This is a genomic window from Stenotrophomonas maltophilia group sp. vghtpe118 (genome assembly GCF_052605195.1).
Window position 1 is genome coordinate 3,598,031 of sequence record NZ_CP199672.1, and the last position, 20,045, is coordinate 3,618,075.

Here is a 20,045-nt window from a genome sequence, read left to right on the forward strand (position 1 = left end):
ATCGTCACCGATTCGCGGCGATGCAGCCAAGGCTGGGGGCGTAAGCCCCCGGCCTTTGGTCGTTGTTGCGGTGTTGTAGATCCGCGCCATGCGTGGATGTGAAAAAAGCAGGAAAAAGCCCAACACGGGCTGCAGTCAAACCCCGGCAGGCCAGCGCCGAGCGCGGCAGCGGGGGAGTGGTAGCAGACGAGTTGGCAGTTGGAAGTAGCGGGAGAAGGCGTGCTGGTGCCGGCAATACCAGCGACTTCCAACTGACAATTTCAAGTTCCCTTCGGATCGTGGGCGCACGATCCGCACAACAAGGTGGAAGACCTCATGACGTCCTATTCGTTCACCGAAAAAAAGCGTATCCGCAAGGATTTCGGCAAGCAGCGCTCGATTCTCGAAGTGCCGTTCCTGCTCGCCATCCAGGTGGATTCCTATCGTGAATTCCTGCAGGAAAACGTCGATCCGGCCAAGCGCACGGACCACGGCCTGCACGCTGCGCTGAAGTCGGTCTTCCCGATCGCCAGCTACAGCGGCAACGCTGCCCTGGAATACGTCGGCTACAAGCTGGGCGAACCGGTCTTCGACGAGCGTGAGTGCCGCCAGCGCGGCATGAGCTACGGCGCCCCGCTGCGCGTGACCGTGCGCCTGGTGATCTACGACCGTGAGTCGTCGACCAAGGCCATCAAGTACGTGAAGGAGCAGGAGGTCTATCTGGGCGAAATCCCGCTGATGACCGAGAACGGCACCTTCATCGTCAACGGCACCGAGCGCGTCATCGTCTCCCAGCTGCACCGCTCGCCGGGCGTGTTCTTCGACCACGACCGTGGCAAGACCCACAGCTCGGGCAAGCTGCTGTACAGCGCCCGCATCATTCCCTACCGCGGCTCCTGGCTGGACTTCGAGTTCGACCCGAAGGACGCGCTGTTCACCCGTATCGACCGCCGCCGCAAGCTGCCGGTGTCGATCCTGCTGCGCGCGCTCGGCTACAGCAACGAAGAGATGCTGGCCGAGTTCTTCGAGATCAACACCTTCCACATCAACCCGGATGAAGGCGTCCAGCTGGAGCTGGTGCCGGAGCGCCTGCGTGGCGAGACCCTGGGCTTCGACCTCGCCGACGGCGACAAGGTCATCGTGGAAGCCGGCAAGCGCATCACCGCGCGCCACATCAAGCAGCTGGAAGCCTCGGGCATCGCTGCCCTGGCCGTGCCGGACGACTACATCGTCGGCCGCATCCTGTCGCACGACGTGGTCGATGCCTCGACCGGCGAACTGCTGGCCCAGGCCAACGACGAGATCACGGACGAGCAGCTGCAGGCCTTCCGCAAGGCCGGTGTGGATGCCGTGGGCACCCTGTGGGTGAACGACCTGGATCGTGGCCCGTACCTGTCCAACACCCTGCGTATCGACCCGACCAAGACCCAGCTGGAAGCCCTGGTCGAGATCTACCGCATGATGCGTCCGGGCGAGCCGCCGACCAAGGATGCCGCGCAGAACCTGTTCCACAACCTGTTCTTCACCTTCGAGCGCTACGACCTGTCCGCGGTCGGCCGCATGAAGTTCAACCGTCGCGTGGGCCGCAAGGAAACCACCGGCGAAGCCGTGCTGTACGACAGCAAGTACTTCGGCGAGCGCAACGACGAAGAGTCCAAGCGCCTGGTCGCTGCCCACGGCGAAAGCTCCGACATCCTGGACGTGATCAAGGTCCTGACCGAGATCCGCAACGGTCGCGGCGTGGTCGACGACATCGATCACCTGGGCAACCGTCGCGTGCGTTCGGTCGGCGAAATGGCCGAGAACGTGTTCCGCGTCGGCCTGGTCCGCGTCGAGCGTGCGGTCAAGGAGCGCCTGTCGATGGCCGAATCGGAAGGCCTGACCCCGCAGGAACTGATCAACGCCAAGCCGGTCGCCGCTGCCATCAAGGAGTTCTTCGGCTCCTCGCAGCTGTCGCAGTTCATGGACCAGAACAACCCGCTGTCGGAAGTGACGCACAAGCGTCGCGTCTCGGCCCTGGGCCCGGGCGGCCTGACCCGTGAGCGCGCCGGCTTCGAAGTGCGCGACGTGCACCCGACCCATTACGGCCGCGTCTGCACAATCGAAACCCCGGAAGGCCCGAACATCGGCCTGATCAACTCGCTGGCCGTGTACGCCCGCACCAACAAGTACGGTTTCCTCGAGACCCCGTACCGCAAGGTCGTGGACGGCAAGGTCTATGACGAAGTCGAGTTCCTGTCGGCCATTGAAGAGAACGAGTACGTCATTGCGCAGGCCAACGCGCTGACCGACGCCAAGGGCACCCTGACCGAGCAGTTCGTTCCGTGCCGCTTCCAGGGCGAATCGCTGCTGAAGCCGCCGGCGGAAGTCCACTTCATGGACGTTTCGCCGATGCAGACCGTCTCGATCGCGGCCGCGCTGGTTCCGTTCCTGGAGCACGATGACGCGAACCGCGCACTGATGGGCGCCAACATGCAGCGTCAGGCCGTGCCGACCCTGCGTTCGCAGAAGCCGCTGGTCGGTACCGGCATCGAGCGCGCCGTGGCGCGTGACTCGGGTGTGACCGTGAACGCCCGTCGTGGTGGTGAGATCGTGCAGATCGACGCCGCCCGCATCGTGGTCAAGGTCAATGAGGAAGAGATCGTTGGCGCCACCGACGCCGGCGTGGACATCTACAACCTGGTCAAGTACACCCGGTCGAACCAGAACACCTGCATCAACCAGCGTCCGCTGGTCCAGGTGGGTGACGTCATCGCCCGCGGTGACGTGCTGGCCGACGGTCCGTCCACCGACATCGGCGAGCTGGCCCTGGGCCAGAACATGCTGATCGCGTTCATGCCGTGGAACGGCTACAACTTCGAAGACTCCATCCTGCTCTCCGAGCGCGTGGTGGAAGAGGATCGCTACACCACGATCCACATCGAAGAGCTGACCTGCGTCGCGCGTGACACCAAGCTGGGGCCGGAGGAAATCTCCGCCGACATCCCGAACGTCTCCGAGCAGGCGCTGAACCGCCTGGACGAGAGCGGCGTGGTGTACATCGGTGCCGAAGTGCGCGCCGGCGACATCCTGGTCGGCAAGGTCACCCCGAAGGGCGAAAGCCAGCTGACCCCGGAAGAGAAGCTGCTGCGCGCGATCTTCGGCGAGAAGGCTTCGGACGTTAAGGACAGCTCGCTGCGCGTTCCGCCGGGCATGGACGGCACCGTCATCGACGTGCAGGTCTTCACCCGCGACGGCATCGAGAAGGACAAGCGCGCGCGCCAGATCGAAGAGTCCGAAATCAAGCGCGTCAAGAAGGACTTCGATGACCAGTTCCGCATCCTGGAAGCGGCCATCTACATGCGTCTGCGTTCGCAGATCGTGGGCAAGGTGGTCAATGGTGGTGCTGGCCTGAAGAAGGGTGACGTGATCACCGACGCCTTCCTCGACGGCCTGAAGAAGTCTGACTGGTTCGCCCTGCGCATGAAGGACGAGGACGCCTCGGAAGCCATCGAGCGCGCCCAGAAGCAGATCCAGGCGCACGAGAAGGAATTCGAGCGTCGCTTTGCCGACAAGCGCGGCAAGATCACCGCGGGCGACGACCTCGCCCCGGGCGTGCTGAAGATGGTCAAGGTGTTCCTGGCGGTGAAGCGCCGCATCCAGCCGGGTGACAAGATGGCAGGCCGCCACGGCAACAAGGGTGTGGTGTCCAACGTGGTGCCGGTCGAGGACATGCCGTACATGGCCTCGGGCGAGACCGTGGACATCGTGCTGAACCCGCTGGGCGTGCCGTCGCGTATGAACATCGGCCAGATCCTGGAAGTGCACCTGGGCTGGGCCGCCAAGGGCCTGGGTCGCAAGATCCAGGCGATGCTGGAAGCCCAGGCCGCGGTGGCCGACCTGCGCAAGTTCCTGGACGACATCTACAACCACGACGACACCAACGTGGCCAACCGTGTCGACCTGTCGCAGTTCAGCGACGAGGAACTGCTGCGCCTGGCCCGCAACCTGACCGACGGCGTGCCGATGGCCACCCCGGTCTTCGACGGCGCCACCGAAGCGGAAATCAAGCGCATGCTGGAACTGGCCGACCTGCCGAGCAGTGGCCAGACCCAGCTGTACGACGGCCGCACCGGTGAAGCCTTCGACCGCCATACCACCGTCGGTTACATGCACTACCTGAAGCTGAACCACCTGGTCGACGACAAGATGCACGCCCGTTCGACCGGTCCGTACTCGCTCGTCACCCAGCAGCCGCTGGGCGGCAAGGCGCAGTTCGGCGGCCAGCGCTTCGGTGAAATGGAAGTCTGGGCGCTGGAAGCCTACGGCGCGGCCTACACCCTGCAGGAAATGCTGACGGTGAAGTCCGATGACGTGCAGGGCCGCAACCAGATGTACAAGAACATCGTCGACGGCGAGCACGAGATGGTCGCGGGCATGCCGGAATCCTTCAACGTGCTCGTGAAGGAAATCCGCTCGCTGGCCATCAACATGGAACTGGAAGACAACTGATCCATGCCGGCGCGGCGGTCCGCCGCCGCGCCGCTGGCAGTGAACTGAAAGCCCATCGACACAGCATTCCTCCTTCTGGAGAACACCATGAAAGACCTGCTCAACCTCTTCAACCAGCAGCGCCAGACGCTGGACTTCGACGCGATCAAGATCGCGCTGGCCTCGCCGGACCTGATCCGTTCGTGGTCCTTCGGCGAAGTGAAGAAGCCGGAAACCATCAACTACCGTACCTTCAAGCCGGAACGCGACGGCCTGTTCTGCGCCGCCATCTTCGGCCCGGTGAAGGACTACGAGTGCCTGTGCGGCAAGTACAAGCGCATGAAGCACCGCGGCGTGGTCTGCGAAAAGTGCGGCACCGAAGTGACCCTGGCCAAGGTGCGTCGTGAGCGCATGGGCCACATCGACCTGGCTTCGCCGGTCGCGCACATCTGGTTCCTCAAGTCGCTGCCGTCGCGCATTGGCCTGATGCTGGACATGACCCTGCGCGACATCGAGCGCGTGCTGTACTTCGAAGCGTACGTGGTGACCGAGCCGGGCCTGACCGCCCTGGAGCGCCGCCAGCTGCTGACCGAAGAACAGTACCTGCAGGCCCGCCAGGAGCACGGCGACGACTTCGACGCCGCCATGGGCGCCGAGGCCGTCTACGAACTGCTGCGCACGATCGACCTGCAGTCGGAGATGACCCGCCTGCGCGAGGAGATCGCCGCTACCGGTTCGGAAACCAAGCTCAAGCGCCTCACCAAGCGCATCAAGCTGATCGAAGCCTTCCTGGAATCGGGCAACCGTCCGGAATGGATGGTCATGACCGTGCTGCCGGTGCTGCCGCCGGACCTGCGTCCGCTGGTCCCGCTGGATGGCGGCCGCTTCGCGACCTCCGACCTGAACGACCTGTACCGCCGCGTCATCAACCGCAACAACCGCCTGCGCCGCCTGCTCGAACTGAGCGCGCCGGACATCATCGTGCGCAATGAAAAGCGCATGCTGCAGGAATCGGTCGATGCACTGCTGGACAACGGCCGCCGCGGTCGTGCCATCACCGGCACCAACAAGCGCCCGCTGAAGTCGCTGGCCGACATGATCAAGGGCAAGCAGGGCCGCTTCCGCCAGAACCTGCTCGGCAAGCGCGTCGACTACTCGGGCCGTTCGGTCATCGTGGTCGGCCCGTACCTGCGCCTGCACCAGTGCGGCCTGCCGAAGAAGATGGCGCTTGAGCTGTTCAAGCCGTTCGTCTTCGCCAAGCTGCAGCGTCGTGGCCTGGCCACCACCATCAAGGCCGCCAAGAAGCTGGTCGAGCGCGAAGAAGCCGAAGTCTGGGACATCCTGGAAGAGGTCATCCGCGAGCATCCGGTGATGCTGAACCGTGCGCCGACCCTGCACCGCCTGGGCATCCAGGCGTTCGAGCCGGTACTGATCGAGGGCAAGGCCATCCAGCTGCACCCGCTGGTCTGCACCGCGTTCAACGCCGACTTCGACGGTGACCAGATGGCCGTCCACGTGCCGCTCTCGCTGGAAGCCCAGCTGGAAGCGCGTGCGCTGATGATGTCGACCAACAACATCCTGTCGCCGGCCAACGGCGAGCCGATCATCGTGCCGTCGCAGGACGTCGTGCTGGGTCTGTACTACATGACCCGCTCGCTGGAGAACAAGAAGGGCGAGGGCATGGCCTTCGCCAACATCGCCGAAGTCAAGCGCGCCTACGACAACCGCGTGGTGGAACTGCACGCCAAGGTCAAGGTCCGCATCACCGAGGTGGTGACCGACGAAGACGGCAACAAGCAGAACAAGACCTCGATCGTGGACACCACGATCGGTCGCGCCCTGCTGGCTGAAATCCTGCCGGAAGGCCTGCCGTTCGCGCTGGCCAATGTCGAGCTGACCAAGAAGAACATCAGCCGCCTGATCAACTCCAGCTACCGCCAGCTCGGCCTGAAGGACACGGTCGTGTTCGCCGACAAGCTGATGTACACCGGCTTCGCCTATGCGACCCGCGCCGGCGTCTCGATCGGCATCGACGACATGCTGATCCCGGACGAGAAGAAGGGCATCCTCACCGAGGCCGAAGCCGAAGTGCTGGAAATCCAGGAGCAGTACCAGTCGGGCCTGGTCACCGCCGGCGAGCGCTACAACAAGGTGGTCGACATCTGGTCGCGCACCAACGAGCGCATCGCCAAGGCGATGATGGACACCATCGGTACCGAGAAGGTCGTCAATGCCAAGGGCGAGACCATCGACCAGAAGTCGATGAACTCGCTGTACATCATGGCCGACTCCGGTGCGCGTGGTTCGCAGGCGCAGATCCGTCAGCTGGCCGGCATGCGTGGCCTGATGGCCCGCCCGGACGGCTCGATCATCGAGACGCCCATCAAGGCGAACTTCCGCGAAGGCCTGAACGTGCAGGAGTACTTCAACTCCACCCACGGTGCCCGTAAGGGTCTGGCCGATACCGCGCTGAAGACCGCGAACTCGGGTTACCTGACCCGTCGCCTGGTCGACGTGGCGCAGGACGTGGTGATCACCGAAGTGGATTGCGGTACCACCGAAGGCCTGATCATGACCCCGATCGTGGAAGGCGGCGACGTGGTCGAGCCGCTGAAGGATCGCGTGCTGGGCCGCGTGGTTGCCGAGGACGTGTTCCTGCCGGGCAACGACGAAGATCCGATCGTCACCCGCAACACCCTGCTGGACGAAGCCTGGGTTGCCAAGCTGGAAGATGCCGGCGTGCAGACCATCAAGGTCCGCTCGACCATCTCCTGTGAATCGGCCTTCGGTGTCTGCTCGCGCTGCTACGGCCGCGACCTGGCGCGTGGCCACCTGGTCAACATCGGTGAAGCGGTCGGCGTCATCGCCGCCCAGTCCATCGGTGAGCCGGGTACCCAGCTGACCATGCGTACGTTCCACATCGGTGGTGCGGCGTCGCGAGCTGCTGCGGTCGACAACATCACCGTCAAGACCACCGGCTCGGTCAAGTTCAGCAACCTCAAGTCCGTGGAGCACGCCAACGGCTCGCTGGTGGCGGTGTCGCGCTCGGGCGAAATCTCGGTGCTCGATGCGCACGGCCGTGAGCGTGAGCGTTACAAGCTGCCGTACGGTGCGACCATCACGTCCAAGGACGGTGATGCGATCAAGGCTGGCCAGACCGTGGCCAACTGGGATCCGCATAACCACCCGATCGTGTCGGAAGTGGCCGGCTTCATCCGCTTCATCGACTTCGTCGACGGCGTCACCGTCATCGAGAAGACCGACGAGCTGACCGGCCTGGCCTCGCGCGAAATCACCGATCCGAAGCGTCGTGGTACCCAGGCCAAGGACCTGCGCCCGATCGTGCGCATCGTCGACGCCAAGGGCAACGACCTGTCGATCCCGGGCACCGACCTGCCGGCGCAGTACCTGCTGCCGCCGCGTTCGATCGTCAACCTGCAGGACGGCGCCCCGGTGGGCGTGGGCGACGTCGTCGCCAAGATCCCGCAGGAAGCGTCGAAGACCCGCGACATCACCGGTGGTCTGCCGCGCGTGGCCGACCTGTTCGAAGCGCGCAAGCCGAAGGATCCGGCGGTGCTGGCCGAGCGTTCGGGCATCATCAGCTTCGGCAAGGACACCAAGGGCAAGCAGCGCCTGATCATCAAGGACACTGATGGTTCGGAGCACGAAGAGCTGATCCCGAAGTACCGCCAGGTCATCGTGTTCGAAGGCGAGCATGTCACCAAGGGTGAAACCATCGTGGACGGCGAGCCGAGCCCGCAGGACATCCTGCGCCTGCTGGGTGTCGAGCCGCTGGCTGCCTACCTGGTCAAGGAAATCCAGGACGTGTACCGCCTGCAGGGCGTGAAGATCAACGACAAGCACATCGAGGTGATCACCCGCCAGATGCTGCGCAAGGTCGAGATCACCGACCAGGGCAGCAGCAAGTTCCTGAACGGCGAACAGGTGGAGCGCCAGCGCGTTATCGAGGAGAATGCGCGCCTGTCGACCCGCAACGAACTGCCGGCGCGCTTCGATCCGGTCCTGCTGGGTATCACCAAGGCCTCGCTGGCGACCGAATCGTTCATCTCGGCGGCCTCCTTCCAGGAGACCACCCGAGTGCTGACCGAGGCTGCCGTCCGCGGTACCAAGGACAACCTGCGTGGCCTGAAGGAAAACGTCATCGTCGGCCGCCTGATTCCGGCCGGTACCGGCCTGTCCTACCACAGCAGCCGCCGTCGCGGCGCTTCCGGTCTCACCGACTCGGAAATGCAGACCCTGGCCGGCACCCCGGCTGCGGTCGAGTCCCCGGTGGTTGAAGCCGAAGCTGAACAGGCCTCGGGCGAAGAATGAGGTATCCGGTCCGGCCGCAAGGCCGGACCACCCCGTCGGTCCATCGATGGGATTGGGAAAGGGCAGGGGAGATCGTCCGCGATCGACCCAGCCAACCTGAACGGGGTACATGGAGGCCCCCCAGTAACGTCCCGGGATCAGGGACGGGCTTGACAGGAGGCGTTTGACTGCTTTCCTTGCAGGTTGCTACAATCGTCTGTCTCAGCAGGCCAAAATTTCGGCCTGCTTTAACATTTCCGCATCTCTGGCCGGATTTTCCGGCCACCAATCAGAAGAACCTACTGATGGCGACGATCAACCAGCTGGTCCGCAAGCCGCGGCAAGCGACCACCTACAAGAGTGCCTCGCCGGCGCTCGACAAGTGCCCGCAGCGCCGTGGCGTCTGCACCCGTGTCTACACCACCACTCCGAAGAAGCCGAACTCGGCTCTGCGCAAGGTTGCCAAGGTCCGCCTGACCAACCAGGAAGAAGTGATTTCCTACATCGGTGGTGAAGGCCACAACCTGCAGGAGCACTCCGTGGTCCTGATCCGCGGCGGTCGCGTCAAGGACCTGCCGGGTGTGCGTTACCACACCGTTCGTGGCTCGCTCGACGCCGCCGGCGTTGCCAAGCGTCGCCAGGCCCGTTCCAAGTACGGCGCCAAGCGTCCGAAGGCATAAGGAGAGAGCACTATGTCGCGTAAGGGTAATACTCCGCAGCGTTCCGTCCTGCCCGATCCGAAGCACGGAAGCGAAACCATCGCCCGTTTCATCAACATGGTCATGCAGAGCGGCAAGAAGTCCGTCGCCGAAAAGATCGTGTACGGCGCCATGGACGTGATCACCGAGAAGAACAGCAGCGCCAACGCCATTGAACTGGTGCAGAAGGCTCTGGACAACGTCGCTCCGGCGGTCGAAGTCAAGTCGCGCCGCGTCGGTGGTGCCACCTACCAGGTGCCGGTCGAAGTGCGTTCGTCGCGCAAGATGGCCCTGGCCATGCGCTGGCTGATCGACTCCGCGCGCAAGCGTGGTGAGAACACCATGCCGAAGAAGCTGGCTGCTGAACTGATCGACGCCTCGGAAAACCGCGGCGGCGCCATCAAGAAGCGCGAAGAAACCCACCGCATGGCCGAAGCCAACAAGGCATTCGCGCACTACCGCTGGTGAGTTTGACGGCCTTGTAAAACAGGCAGGGCAGCACCACTTCGGTGCGTGCTGCCTCGCGGTCCCAGAAGGACTGCGCCAATCCGAAGGCCGCCGAAAGGCGGCGTTCGGCCATCCGAAATCCAAGAAATCTGAGAGGCTCCCGTGGCCCGTTCCACTCCCATCGAGCGTTACCGTAACTTCGGCATCATGGCTCACATCGATGCCGGCAAGACCACCACGTCCGAGCGCATCCTGTTCTACACCGGCAAGAGCCACAAGATCGGTGAAGTGCACGACGGCGCCGCCACCATGGACTGGATGGAGCAGGAGCAGGAGCGTGGCATCACGATCCAGTCCGCTGCCACCACCGCGTTCTGGAAGGGCATGGACAAGTCCCTGCCGGAGCACCGCTTCAACATCATCGACACCCCCGGGCACGTCGACTTCACCATCGAAGTGGAGCGTTCGCTGCGCGTGCTCGACGGTGCCGTCTTCGTCCTGTGCGCCGTCGGTGGCGTGCAGCCGCAGTCGGAAACCGTGTGGCGCCAGGCAAACAAGTACCACGTGCCGCGCATCGCGTTCGTCAACAAGATGGACCGCACCGGTGCCAACTTCCAGAAGGTCGTCGGCCAGCTGAAGGCCAAGCTGGGTGCGGTTGCCGTGCCGATGCAGCTGCCGATCGGCGCTGAAGACAACTTCAAGGGCGTCGTCGACCTGCTGAAGATGAAGGCCATCCACTGGGATGAAGCTTCGCAGGGCATGAAGTTCGAATACAGCGACATCCCGGCCGAACTGCAGGGCCCGGCTGAAGAGGCTCGCCAGTTCATGGTCGAGACCGCTGCCGAAGCCAGCGAAGAGCTGATGGAAAAGTACCTGGGCGGCGAAGAGCTGGCCGAGGCTGAAATCATCAACGCCCTGCGTACCCGCACCCTGGCCACCGAGATCGTGCCGATGTACTGCGGCTCGGCCTTCAAGAACAAGGGCGTGCAGGCCATGCTGGACGGCGTGATCCAGCTGCTGCCGTCGCCGGTCGACGTGCCGGACGTGAAGGGCGTGGACGTTGACGACGACACCGTCGAAATGACCCGCAAGTCGGACGACAAGGCTCCGTTCTCGTCGCTGGCCTTCAAGATCATCACCGACCCGTTCGTCGGCGCGCTGACCTTCTTCCGTGTCTACTCGGGCACCCTGAACGGTGGCGACACCGTGCTGAACTCGGTGAAGGGCAAGAAGGAGCGCATCGGCCGCATCCTGCAGATGCACTCGAACAACCGCGAGGAAATCAAGGAAGTTCTGGCTGGTGACATCGCCGCTGCCGTGGGCCTGAAGGACACCACCACCGGTGACACCCTGTGCGCCGTGGACGCCCCGATCATCCTGGAGCGCATGACGTTCCCGGAGCCGGTGATCTCGATGGCCGTCGAGCCGAAGACCAAGTCGGACCAGGAAAAGATGGGCCTGGCCCTGGGCCGCCTGGCGCAGGAAGATCCGTCGTTCCGCGTCAAGACCGACGAAGAATCCGGCCAGACCATCATCTCGGGCATGGGCGAGCTGCACCTGGACATCATCGTTGACCGCCTGAAGCGCGAGTTCAACGTTGAAGCCAACGTCGGCGCGCCGCAGGTGGCCTACCGCGAAACCATCACCCTGGCCGACGTCAAGTCGGACTACAAGCACGCCAAGCAGTCCGGTGGTAAGGGTCAGTACGGTCACGTCGTGATCGAGCTGTCGCCGATCACCGCTGCCGACCGTGCCGATCCGAAGATCGCTCCGATGATCAAGGACGACTTCCTGTTCATCAACGACATCACCGGCGGCGTGATCCCGAAGGAATTCATCCCGTCGGTCGAGAAGGGCCTGCGCGAAACCATCACCAGCGGCCCGCTGGCTGGCTTCCCGGTCGTGGACGTCAAGGTGAAGCTGGTGTTCGGTTCGTACCACGACGTCGACTCCTCGGAAATGGCGTTCAAGCTGGCTTCGTCGATGGCCTTCAAGCAGGGCTTCGCCAAGGCCAAGCCGGTGCTGCTGGAGCCGATCATGAAGGTCGAGATCGTGACCCCGGAGGATTACCAGGGTGACGTGATGGGCGACGTCAGCCGTCGTCGCGGCGTGCTGCAGGGTTCCGACACCACCGGTGACGGTTCGGCCAGCATCATCAACGCGATGATCCCGCTGGGTGAAATGTTCGGCTACGCCACTGCGCTGCGTTCGCAGACCCAGGGCCGCGCCACCTTCACCATGGAATTCGATCACTACGAGCCGGCTCCGAGCAACATCGCCGAAGCCGTCATGAAGAAGGGCTGAGCCTCGCTCAGCCTCTCTTGAAACCACTTACGAACAATCAAGGTATAGAACAATGGCAAAGGGTAAGTTCGAACGCACCAAGCCGCACGTCAACGTCGGCACCATCGGTCACGTCGACCACGGCAAGACCACGCTGACCGCCGCACTGACCAAGATCGGTGCCGAGCGCTTCGGTGGCGAGTTCAAGGACTACTCCTCGATCGACGCCGCGCCGGAAGAAAAGGCGCGTGGCATCACGATCTCGACCGCGCACGTCGAATACGAATCCCCGACCCGTCACTACGCCCACGTTGACTGCCCGGGCCACGCTGACTACGTCAAGAACATGATCACCGGTGCCGCCCAGATGGACGGCGCGATCCTGGTGTGCTCGGCCGCTGACGGCCCGATGCCGCAGACCCGTGAGCACATCCTGCTGTCGCGCCAGGTCGGCGTGCCGTACATCGTCGTGTTCCTGAACAAGGCCGACATGGTGGACGACGCCGAGCTGCTCGAGCTGGTCGAGATGGAAGTGCGCGAGCTGCTGAGCAAGTACGAGTTCCCGGGCGACGACACCCCGATCATCGCCGGTTCGGCCCGTCTGGCGCTGGAAGGCGACCAGAGCGACATCGGCGTGCCGGCCATCCTGAAGCTGGTCGACGCGCTGGACAGCTGGATTCCGGAGCCGGAGCGTGCGATCGACAAGCCGTTCCTGATGCCGGTGGAAGACGTGTTCTCGATCTCGGGCCGCGGCACCGTGGTGACCGGTCGTATCGAGCGCGGCGTGATCAAGGTTGGCGACGAAATCGAAATCGTCGGCATCCGTCCGGTGCAGAAGACCACCGTGACCGGCGTTGAAATGTTCCGCAAGCTGCTGGACCAGGGTCAGGCAGGCGACAACGCTGGCCTGCTGCTGCGCGGCACCAAGCGTGACGACGTCGAGCGTGGCCAGGTGCTGGCCAAGCCGGGCACGATCAAGCCGCACACCAAGTTCGAAGGCGAAGTGTACGTCCTGTCGAAGGACGAGGGCGGCCGCCACACCCCGTTCTTCAACGGCTACCGTCCGCAGTTCTACTTCCGCACCACCGACATCACCGGCGCCGCCAAGCTGCCGGAAGGCGTCGAAATGGTGATGCCGGGTGACAACGTCAAGATGGAAGTCACCCTGATCAACCCGGTGGCCATGGACGAAGGCCTGCGCTTCGCCATCCGCGAAGGTGGCCGTACCGTCGGCGCTGGCGTGGTCTCGAAGATCATCGAGTAATCTGGTAGTATCTGCGCCCCGATGTTGCCTGGGTAGGGCATCGGGGCGTATCAAATGGGAAAGCAGGCACAGGATGTGCCTTGTGTTCCCCGGACCAGGAAGGGTCAATGCCATTCAGGCGGCGTCAACAGGTGACTGTTGACAGCTGCCTTGCGTGCCATTATGCTTCTACGTCTGGGCAGGCCGGGTAACTGGTCTGCCTACGTTTTTGAGGTCCACGGATTGACCTTGGCGGCCTGCAGGACTGCGGGCCGTCCGTATTCAGGAATTTCATGGGGCAAAGCAACCCAGAGGCTTTGTCTGTCGCTCTTTTAACGAAGGAACCTACCGCCATGGCGGACCAAAAGATCCGGATCCGGCTGAAAGCGTTCGATCATCGTCTGATCGACCGTTCGGCCAGCGAGATCGTTGAAACGGCAAAGCGGACCGGCGCGCAAGTGCGTGGCCCGATCCCGCTGCCGACCAAGATCGAGCGTTACACCGTTCTCGTTTCCCCGCACGTCGACAAGGACGCGCGTGACCAGTACGAGACCCGCACGCACAAGCGCGTGCTCGATATCGTTGACCCGAATGACAAGACCGTGGACGCGCTGATGAAGCTCGAACTGGCTGCCGGCGTCGACGTTCAGATCAAGCTGACCTGAGGACTACGACCATGACGAAGAAGTATTCGTTGGGCTTCGTGGGCCGCAAGGCCGGCATGAGCCGCGTGTTCACTGAAGATGGCCGCTCCATCCCGGTGACCCTGATCGAAGCAACCCCGAACCGCATCGCGCAGATCAAGACCGTCGAAACCGACGGCTACAGCGCCGTGCAGGTGACCGTCGGCGCGCGTCGCGCTGCCCTGGTCAACAAGCCGGAAGCCGGCCACTTCGCCAAGGCGAAGGTGGAAGCGGGTCGTGGCCTGTGGGAATTCCGCGTTGAAGACGCGCAGCTCGGCGATTTCGCCGTTGGCGGCGAAGTCAAGGCGGACATCTTCGAAGTCGGCCAGATCGTCGACGTCCAGGGTGTCACCAAGGGTAAGGGCTTCCAGGGCACCATCAAGCGCCACAACTTCCGTATGGGCGATGCAACCCACGGTAACTCGCTGTCGCATCGCGCGCCGGGTTCGCTGGGTCAGCGCCAGACCCCGGGTCGCGTTTTCCCGGGCAAGAAGATGTCGGGCCACATGGGCGCGGTGCAGCAGAGCACCCAGAACCTGGAAGTGGTCAAGGTCGACGTCGAGCGCGGTCTGATCGCGGTTCGCGGCGCCGTTCCGGGCGCGGCGGGTGGCGATGTGATCGTCCGTCCGGCGAGCAAGGCATAAGGAGAGATGACGATGGAACTCGTTATCACGGGTAGCAACAACAAGGTCTCGGTCTCCGAAGCCGTGTTCGGTCGCGATTTCAGCGAAGATCTGGTCCACCAGGTCGTCGTTGCTTACCGCAACGCCGGTCGCGCCGGCACCAAGGCACAGAAGACTCGCTCCGAAGTGGCTGGTACCACCAAGAAGTCGAAGAAGCAGAAGGGCGGCGGCGCGCGTCATGGCGCACTGACTGCTCCGATCTTCGTCGGCGGCGGTGTCACCTTCGCGGCCAAGCCGCGCAGCTTCGAGCAGAAGGTCAATCGCAAGCAGTACCGTGCCGCCATGTGCGCGATCCTGTCCGAGCTGAACCGTCAGGGCCGTCTGACCATCGTGGAGGCCTTCGACGTCGAAGCCACCAGCACGAAGGGTCTGATCGCCAAGCTGGCCGGCCTGGAAGTGGGCAAGCGCCCGCTGATCGTCACCGAGGAAGCGTCCGAGCACCTGTACCTGTCCGCCCGCAATCTGCCGTACGTGCAGGTGCGTGACGTGCAGGGTCTGGACCCGGTCTCGCTGGTGGGTGCCGACACGGTCGTCATCACCGCTGACGCGGTCAAGAAGGTCGAGGAGTGGCTGGCATGAACAGCAACGAAAAAATCTTCAGCGTGCTGCGTGCCCCGCGTGTCTCGGAAAAGACCGCGCGCCTGCAGGAACTCTCCAATCAGTATGTCTTCGAAGTTTCGAACGAAGCCACCAAGGCCGATGTAAAGGCCGCGGTTGAGCAGCTGTTCGACGTCAAGGTCGAAGCCGTCAACGTGGTCAACGTCAAGGGCAAGAACAAGTCCTTCCGTAACCGTGCTGGCCGCCGCGGCGATTGGCGCAAGGCGTACGTTCGCCTGGCCGACGGCCAGTCGATCGATGTAACGGCCAAGGCCTGAGGTACATCCCATGCCATTGATGAAATTCAAGCCCACCTCCCCCGGCCGCCGTTCGGCCGTGCGCGTGGTCACCCCCGACCTGCACAAGGGTGCTCCGCACGCCGCGCTGGTCGAGTCGCAGAGCCGCTCGGGTGGTCGTAACCACCACGGTCGCATCACCGTGCGTCACGTCGGTGGTGGTGCCAAGCAGCACTACCGCATCATCGACTTCAAGCGCAACAAGCTGGGCATCCCGGCGCGCGTGGAACGCATCGAATACGATCCGAACCGCACCGCCCACATCGCTCTGCTGTGCTACGTCGACGGTGAGCGTCGCTACATCATCGCCCCGAAGGGCCTGAAGGCTGGTGATCAGGTGATCGCTGGTTCGGACGCCCCGATCAAGGCCGGCAACACCCTGCCGCTGCGCAACATCCCGGTCGGCACCACCATCCACTGCATCGAACTGAAGCCGGGCAAGGGCGCTCAGATCGCTCGTGCCGCTGGTGCGGCCGTGCAGCTGGTGGCTCGTGAAGGCATCTACGCCACCCTGCGCCTGCGCTCGGGTGAAATGCGCAAGGTTCCGGTCGAGTGCTGCGCCACCATCGGCGAAGTCGGCAACGACGAGCACAGCCTGGAAAAGCTGGGCAAGGCCGGTGCCAAGCGTTGGCGCGGCGTCCGCCCGACCGTTCGTGGTGCTGCCATGAACCCGGTTGACCACCCGCACGGTGGTGGTGAGGCCAAGGCCGGCCAGGGTAACCCGCATCCGGTCACCCCGTGGGGTGTCCCGACCAAGGGTTACAAGACGCGCCATAACAAGCGCACTCAGCAGTTCATCGTCCGCGATCGTAGGGGCTAATCGACCATGGCACGTTCACTCAAGAAGGGCCCGTTCGTCGATCACCACCTCGTCAAGAAGGTGGAGGCCGCTGCGGGCAGCAAGAAGCCGATCAAGACCTGGTCGCGCCGTTCGATGATCCTGCCTGACATGGTAGGCATCACCATTGCCGTGCATAACGGCAAGAACCACATCCCGGTTCTCGTCAACGAGAATATGGTCGGCCACAAGCTCGGCGAATTTGCCATCACCCGGACCTTCAAGGGTCACGGTGGTGACAAGAAGTCGGGCAAGTAAGGAGAGATGACAATGGAAGCGAAAGCCATCCTGCGCACTGCGCGCATCTCCCCGCAGAAGGCTCGTCTGGTCGCTGACCAGGTGCGCGGTCTGCCGGCCGAACGTGCGGTCAACCTGCTGAAGTTCTCGGACAAGAAGGCTGCCCACCTGATCAAGAAGGTGGTGGAGTCGGCAATTGCCAACGCCGAGAACAACCAGGGCGCCGACGTCGACGAGCTGAAGGTTCAGACCATCATGGTTGATGAAGGTCCGACCCTGAAGCGTTTCATGGCGCGGGCGAAAGGCCGCGGTACCCGCATCCTCAAGCGCACCAGCCACATCACTGTGGTTGTGGGCGCCGCCAAGTAAGCGGATAAGGAAAAGACCATGGGTCATAAAGTTCATCCGATTGGTATCCGCCTCGGCATTTCCAAGGACTGGAACTCCAAGTGGTACGCCAACAAGGCCGAGTTCGCCGGTTACCTGGCAGCCGACCTGAAAGTGCGCGACATGCTGCGCAAGAAGCTGGCTCAGGCCGGCATCAGCAAGATCCTGATCGAGCGTCCGGCCAAGACCGCTCGCGTGACGATCCACACCGCCCGTCCGGGCGTGGTGATCGGCAAGCGCGGTGAGGACATCGAGAAGCTGCGCAAGGAAGTGAGCGAGATGATGGGCGTCCCGGCGCACATCAACGTCACCGAAGTGCGCAAGCCGGAACTGGACGCGCAGCTCGTTGCCGAGTCGATCGCCCAGCAGCTGGAGCGTCGCATCATGTTCCGCCGTGCAATGAAGCGCTCGGTCGGCAACGCGATGCGCCTGGGTGCCCTGGGCATCAAGGTCAACGTCGGTGGCCGCCTCAACGGTGCAGAAATCGCCCGTTCGGAGTGGTACCGCGAAGGCCGCGTGCCGCTGCACACCCTGCGTGCCGACATCGACTATGGCTTCGCTGAAGCCAAGACGACCTACGGCATCATCGGCATCAAGGTCTGGATCTACAAGGGCGAGGTCTTCGATTTCTCCCAGGTTGGCCAGGAAAAGCAGGACGACACCCCGTCGCGCAACGATCGTCACGATCGCGGCGACCGTGGTGACCGTCAGCGCCCGGCCCGTGAAGCGAGGTAACGACAATGTTGCAACCCAAGCGAACCAAGTACCGCAAGGTACACAAGGGCCGTAACGATGGCCTGAGCTGGAGCGCCAACGCTGTCAGCTTCGGCGAATACGGCCTGAAGGCAACCGCACACGGTCAGCTGACCGCGCGCCAGATCGAAGCGGCCCGCCGCTCGATCAGCCGCTACGTCAAGCGCGGCGGCAAGATGTGGATCCGCGTGTTCCCCGACAAGCCCATCACCAAGAAGCCCATCGAAGTCCGAATGGGTTCGGGTAAGGGTAACGTGGAATACTGGGTGGCCCAGATCCAGCCCGGCCGCATGATCTATGAAATCGAGGGTGTTTCCGAGGAAGTGGCTCGCGAGGCGTTCCGCCTGGCCGCCGCCAAGCTCTCGGTCACCACCACTTTCGTGACCCGTACGGTGCGCTGATGGATATCAAAACTCTCCGTGAAAAGTCGGCTGACGAACTCAAGGCCCACCTGATCGACCTGCGTAAGGAACAGTTCTCTGTCCGTATGCAGCAGGTCACCGGCCAGCTGCCGAAGACCCACGACATTCGCCGGGTCCGTCGCGAGATTGCTCGCGTCAAGACCCTGCTCGGCAGCACGAAGTAAGGATGGCCGCTATGAGCGACAATACTGAAAAGAAGACGCTGCGCACGGTCGAAGGCCGTGTCGTCAGCAACAAGATGGACAAGACGGTTACCGTCCTGGTTGAGCGTCAGGTCAAGCACGCGCTGTACGGCAAGTACATCAAGCGCTCGACCAAGCTGCACGCCCACGATGCCGACAACGCCTGCAAGGAAGGCGACGTCGTCCGCGTGACCGAGATTGCTCCGATGTCCAAGACCAAGAACTGGCGCGTGGTGGAAGTCATCACGCGTGCGGCTGAATAAGGAGTCTGAATCATGATCCAGATGCAGAGCTACCTTGACGTCGCGGACAATTCGGGTGCCAAGCAGGTGATGTGCTTCAAGGTGCTGGGTGGTTCCAAGCGCCGTTACGCCGGTATCGGCGACATCATCAAGGTCACCGTGAAGGATGCGATTCCGCGCGGCAAGGTCAAGAAGGGTGAAGTGTATGACGCCGTCGTGGTGCGTACCCGCAAGGGTGTGCGTCGCGCCGACGGTTCGCTGATCCGCTTCGACGGCAACGCTGCCGTCCTGCTGAACAACAAGCAGGAGCCGATCGGTACCCGTATCTTCGGGCCGGTGACCCGTGAACTTCGTTCGGAGAAGTTCATGAAGATCGTCTCGCTCGCTCCCGAAGTGCTGTGAGCGACAGGAGATAATCATGGCTAACCGTATCAAGAAGGGCGACCAGGTTGTCGTCAACGCTGGCAAGGACAAGGGCAAGCAGGGCGAAGTCGTCCGCGTCGACGGCGACCGCGTGGTCGTCGCCAACGTGAACATCGTCAAGCGCCACACCAAGCCGAACCCGCAGGCAGGTGTTGCCGGCGGCGTGGTCGAGCGCGAAGCTTCGATCCATATCTCCAACGTGAACGTGCTGAACCCGGCTTCGGGCAAGGGCGAACGCGTTGGCTTCAAGGTGCTGGAGGATGGACGCAAACTGCGTGTGTTCCGCTCCAGCGGTGAGGCGCTCGACGCCTGAGGAATGTGAAGATGACTTCCCGTCTCGAAAAGATCTACAAGGAAGAAGTGGTGCCGGCGCTGATGAAGCAGTTCGGCTACACCAATCCGATGGAAGTACCGAAGCTCGTCAAGGTCACCCTGAACATGGGTGTGGGCGAGGCTGCCACCAACAAGAAGATCCTGGAAAACGCCGTCGCGGACATGACCAAGATTTCCGGCCAGAAGCCGGTTGTCACCAAGTCGCGTATCTCGGTTGCGTCGTTCAAGATCCGTGATGGTTGGCCGATCGGCTGCAAGACCACGCTGCGTCGCCACAAGATGTACGAGTTCCTGGACCGCCTGATCAACATCTCGCTGCCGCGCGTGCGCGACTTCCGTGGTGTTTCCGGTCGTTCCTTCGACGGCCGCGGCAACTTCAACATGGGTGTGAAGGAGCAGATCATCTTCCCGGAAATCGACTTCGACGCCGTCGACGCGATCCGCGGTATGGATATCGCCATCACCACCACTGCGAAGACCGACGCGGAAGCGAAGGCGCTGCTGGCAGCGTTCAAGTTCCCGTTCCGTAACTGATCTG

Annotated in this window: 20 protein-coding genes; all 20 read left to right on the forward strand. The window is 63.1% G+C overall.

Annotated features, from left to right (window positions below; translation table 11 throughout):
- Nucleotides 1–315: 315 nt before the first annotated feature.
- A complete protein-coding gene (rpoB, locus tag ACUDTM_RS16360) occupies nucleotides 316–4,470 on the forward strand; it encodes a DNA-directed RNA polymerase subunit beta (RefSeq protein ID WP_005415409.1) in 4,155 nt (1,384 codons plus the stop codon).
- 87 nt (nucleotides 4,471–4,557) lie between these two features.
- Nucleotides 4,558–8,781 (forward strand): DNA-directed RNA polymerase subunit beta', encoded by a 4,224-nt coding sequence (gene rpoC / locus ACUDTM_RS16365; protein ID WP_061480645.1) that lies wholly within the window; start codon nucleotides 4,558–4,560, stop codon nucleotides 8,779–8,781.
- A gap of 284 nt (nucleotides 8,782–9,065) precedes the next feature.
- Complete coding sequence (gene rpsL, locus ACUDTM_RS16370) at nucleotides 9,066–9,440, forward strand: 30S ribosomal protein S12 (RefSeq protein ID WP_004145320.1); 375 nt, start codon at nucleotides 9,066–9,068, stop codon at nucleotides 9,438–9,440.
- 12 nt (nucleotides 9,441–9,452) lie between these two features.
- Complete coding sequence (rpsG, locus tag ACUDTM_RS16375; protein ID WP_004145321.1) at nucleotides 9,453–9,926, forward strand: 30S ribosomal protein S7; 474 nt, start codon at nucleotides 9,453–9,455, stop codon at nucleotides 9,924–9,926.
- Nucleotides 9,927–10,067: 141 nt separating this feature from the next.
- The gene (gene fusA / locus ACUDTM_RS16380) at nucleotides 10,068–12,209 is read left to right on the forward strand and encodes an elongation factor G (RefSeq protein WP_072167920.1); all 2,142 of its coding nucleotides are present in this window, start codon (nucleotides 10,068–10,070) and stop codon (nucleotides 12,207–12,209) included.
- A 52-nt stretch (nucleotides 12,210–12,261) separates the two neighbouring features.
- Complete coding sequence (tuf, locus tag ACUDTM_RS16385) at nucleotides 12,262–13,452, forward strand: elongation factor Tu (protein WP_065178958.1); 1,191 nt, start codon at nucleotides 12,262–12,264, stop codon at nucleotides 13,450–13,452.
- Between the two features lie 332 nt (nucleotides 13,453–13,784).
- Nucleotides 13,785–14,096 carry a 30S ribosomal protein S10 gene (rpsJ, locus tag ACUDTM_RS16390; RefSeq protein WP_005408208.1) on the forward strand — a complete coding sequence of 104 codons (312 nt, stop codon included), beginning with the start codon at nucleotides 13,785–13,787 and terminating at the stop codon, nucleotides 14,094–14,096.
- Between the two features lie 11 nt (nucleotides 14,097–14,107).
- Nucleotides 14,108–14,758 carry a 50S ribosomal protein L3 gene (gene rplC, locus ACUDTM_RS16395; RefSeq protein ID WP_004145336.1) on the forward strand — a complete coding sequence of 217 codons (651 nt, stop codon included), beginning with the start codon at nucleotides 14,108–14,110 and terminating at the stop codon, nucleotides 14,756–14,758.
- A 12-nt stretch (nucleotides 14,759–14,770) separates the two neighbouring features.
- Nucleotides 14,771–15,376: a 50S ribosomal protein L4 gene (rplD, locus tag ACUDTM_RS16400; RefSeq protein WP_005415412.1), complete on the forward strand. Its 606-nt coding sequence runs from the start codon at nucleotides 14,771–14,773 to the stop codon at nucleotides 15,374–15,376.
- Nucleotides 15,373–15,672 (forward strand): 50S ribosomal protein L23, encoded by a 300-nt coding sequence (gene rplW, locus ACUDTM_RS16405; protein WP_004145338.1) that lies wholly within the window; start codon nucleotides 15,373–15,375, stop codon nucleotides 15,670–15,672. The genes rplD and rplW overlap by 4 nt, the downstream gene beginning before the upstream one ends.
- Nucleotides 15,673–15,682: 10 nt before the next feature.
- Nucleotides 15,683–16,510: a 50S ribosomal protein L2 gene (gene rplB, locus ACUDTM_RS16410; protein ID WP_004145339.1), complete on the forward strand. Its 828-nt coding sequence runs from the start codon at nucleotides 15,683–15,685 to the stop codon at nucleotides 16,508–16,510.
- 6 nt (nucleotides 16,511–16,516) lie between these two features.
- Nucleotides 16,517–16,786, forward strand: coding sequence for a 30S ribosomal protein S19 (gene rpsS / locus ACUDTM_RS16415; protein WP_005415413.1), 270 nt, complete (start codon nucleotides 16,517–16,519; stop codon nucleotides 16,784–16,786).
- 12 nt (nucleotides 16,787–16,798) lie between these two features.
- Nucleotides 16,799–17,134 carry a 50S ribosomal protein L22 gene (rplV, locus tag ACUDTM_RS16420; RefSeq protein WP_004145348.1) on the forward strand — a complete coding sequence of 112 codons (336 nt, stop codon included), beginning with the start codon at nucleotides 16,799–16,801 and terminating at the stop codon, nucleotides 17,132–17,134.
- A gap of 18 nt (nucleotides 17,135–17,152) precedes the next feature.
- Complete coding sequence (gene rpsC / locus ACUDTM_RS16425) at nucleotides 17,153–17,887, forward strand: 30S ribosomal protein S3 (RefSeq protein ID WP_005415414.1); 735 nt, start codon at nucleotides 17,153–17,155, stop codon at nucleotides 17,885–17,887.
- A gap of 5 nt (nucleotides 17,888–17,892) precedes the next feature.
- Nucleotides 17,893–18,306, forward strand: coding sequence for a 50S ribosomal protein L16 (gene rplP / locus ACUDTM_RS16430; RefSeq protein ID WP_004154486.1), 414 nt, complete (start codon nucleotides 17,893–17,895; stop codon nucleotides 18,304–18,306).
- Complete coding sequence (gene rpmC / locus ACUDTM_RS16435; RefSeq protein WP_004154487.1) at nucleotides 18,306–18,491, forward strand: 50S ribosomal protein L29; 186 nt, start codon at nucleotides 18,306–18,308, stop codon at nucleotides 18,489–18,491. The genes rplP and rpmC overlap by 1 nt, the downstream gene beginning before the upstream one ends.
- 11 nt (nucleotides 18,492–18,502) lie before the next feature.
- On the forward strand, nucleotides 18,503–18,772 hold the full coding sequence (gene rpsQ / locus ACUDTM_RS16440; protein ID WP_004154489.1) for a 30S ribosomal protein S17: 270 nt from the start codon (nucleotides 18,503–18,505) through the stop codon (nucleotides 18,770–18,772).
- Nucleotides 18,773–18,784: 12 nt separating this feature from the next.
- Nucleotides 18,785–19,153, forward strand: a complete 369-nt coding sequence (gene rplN / locus ACUDTM_RS16445) for a 50S ribosomal protein L14 (RefSeq protein ID WP_010483978.1) — start codon at nucleotides 18,785–18,787, stop codon at nucleotides 19,151–19,153.
- 16 nt (nucleotides 19,154–19,169) lie between these two features.
- Nucleotides 19,170–19,487, forward strand: a complete 318-nt coding sequence (gene rplX, locus ACUDTM_RS16450) for a 50S ribosomal protein L24 (protein ID WP_004154490.1) — start codon at nucleotides 19,170–19,172, stop codon at nucleotides 19,485–19,487.
- Nucleotides 19,488–19,498: 11 nt separating this feature from the next.
- Nucleotides 19,499–20,041: a 50S ribosomal protein L5 gene (gene rplE / locus ACUDTM_RS16455; protein ID WP_005415416.1), complete on the forward strand. Its 543-nt coding sequence runs from the start codon at nucleotides 19,499–19,501 to the stop codon at nucleotides 20,039–20,041.
- Nucleotides 20,042–20,045: the final 4 nt, after the last annotated feature.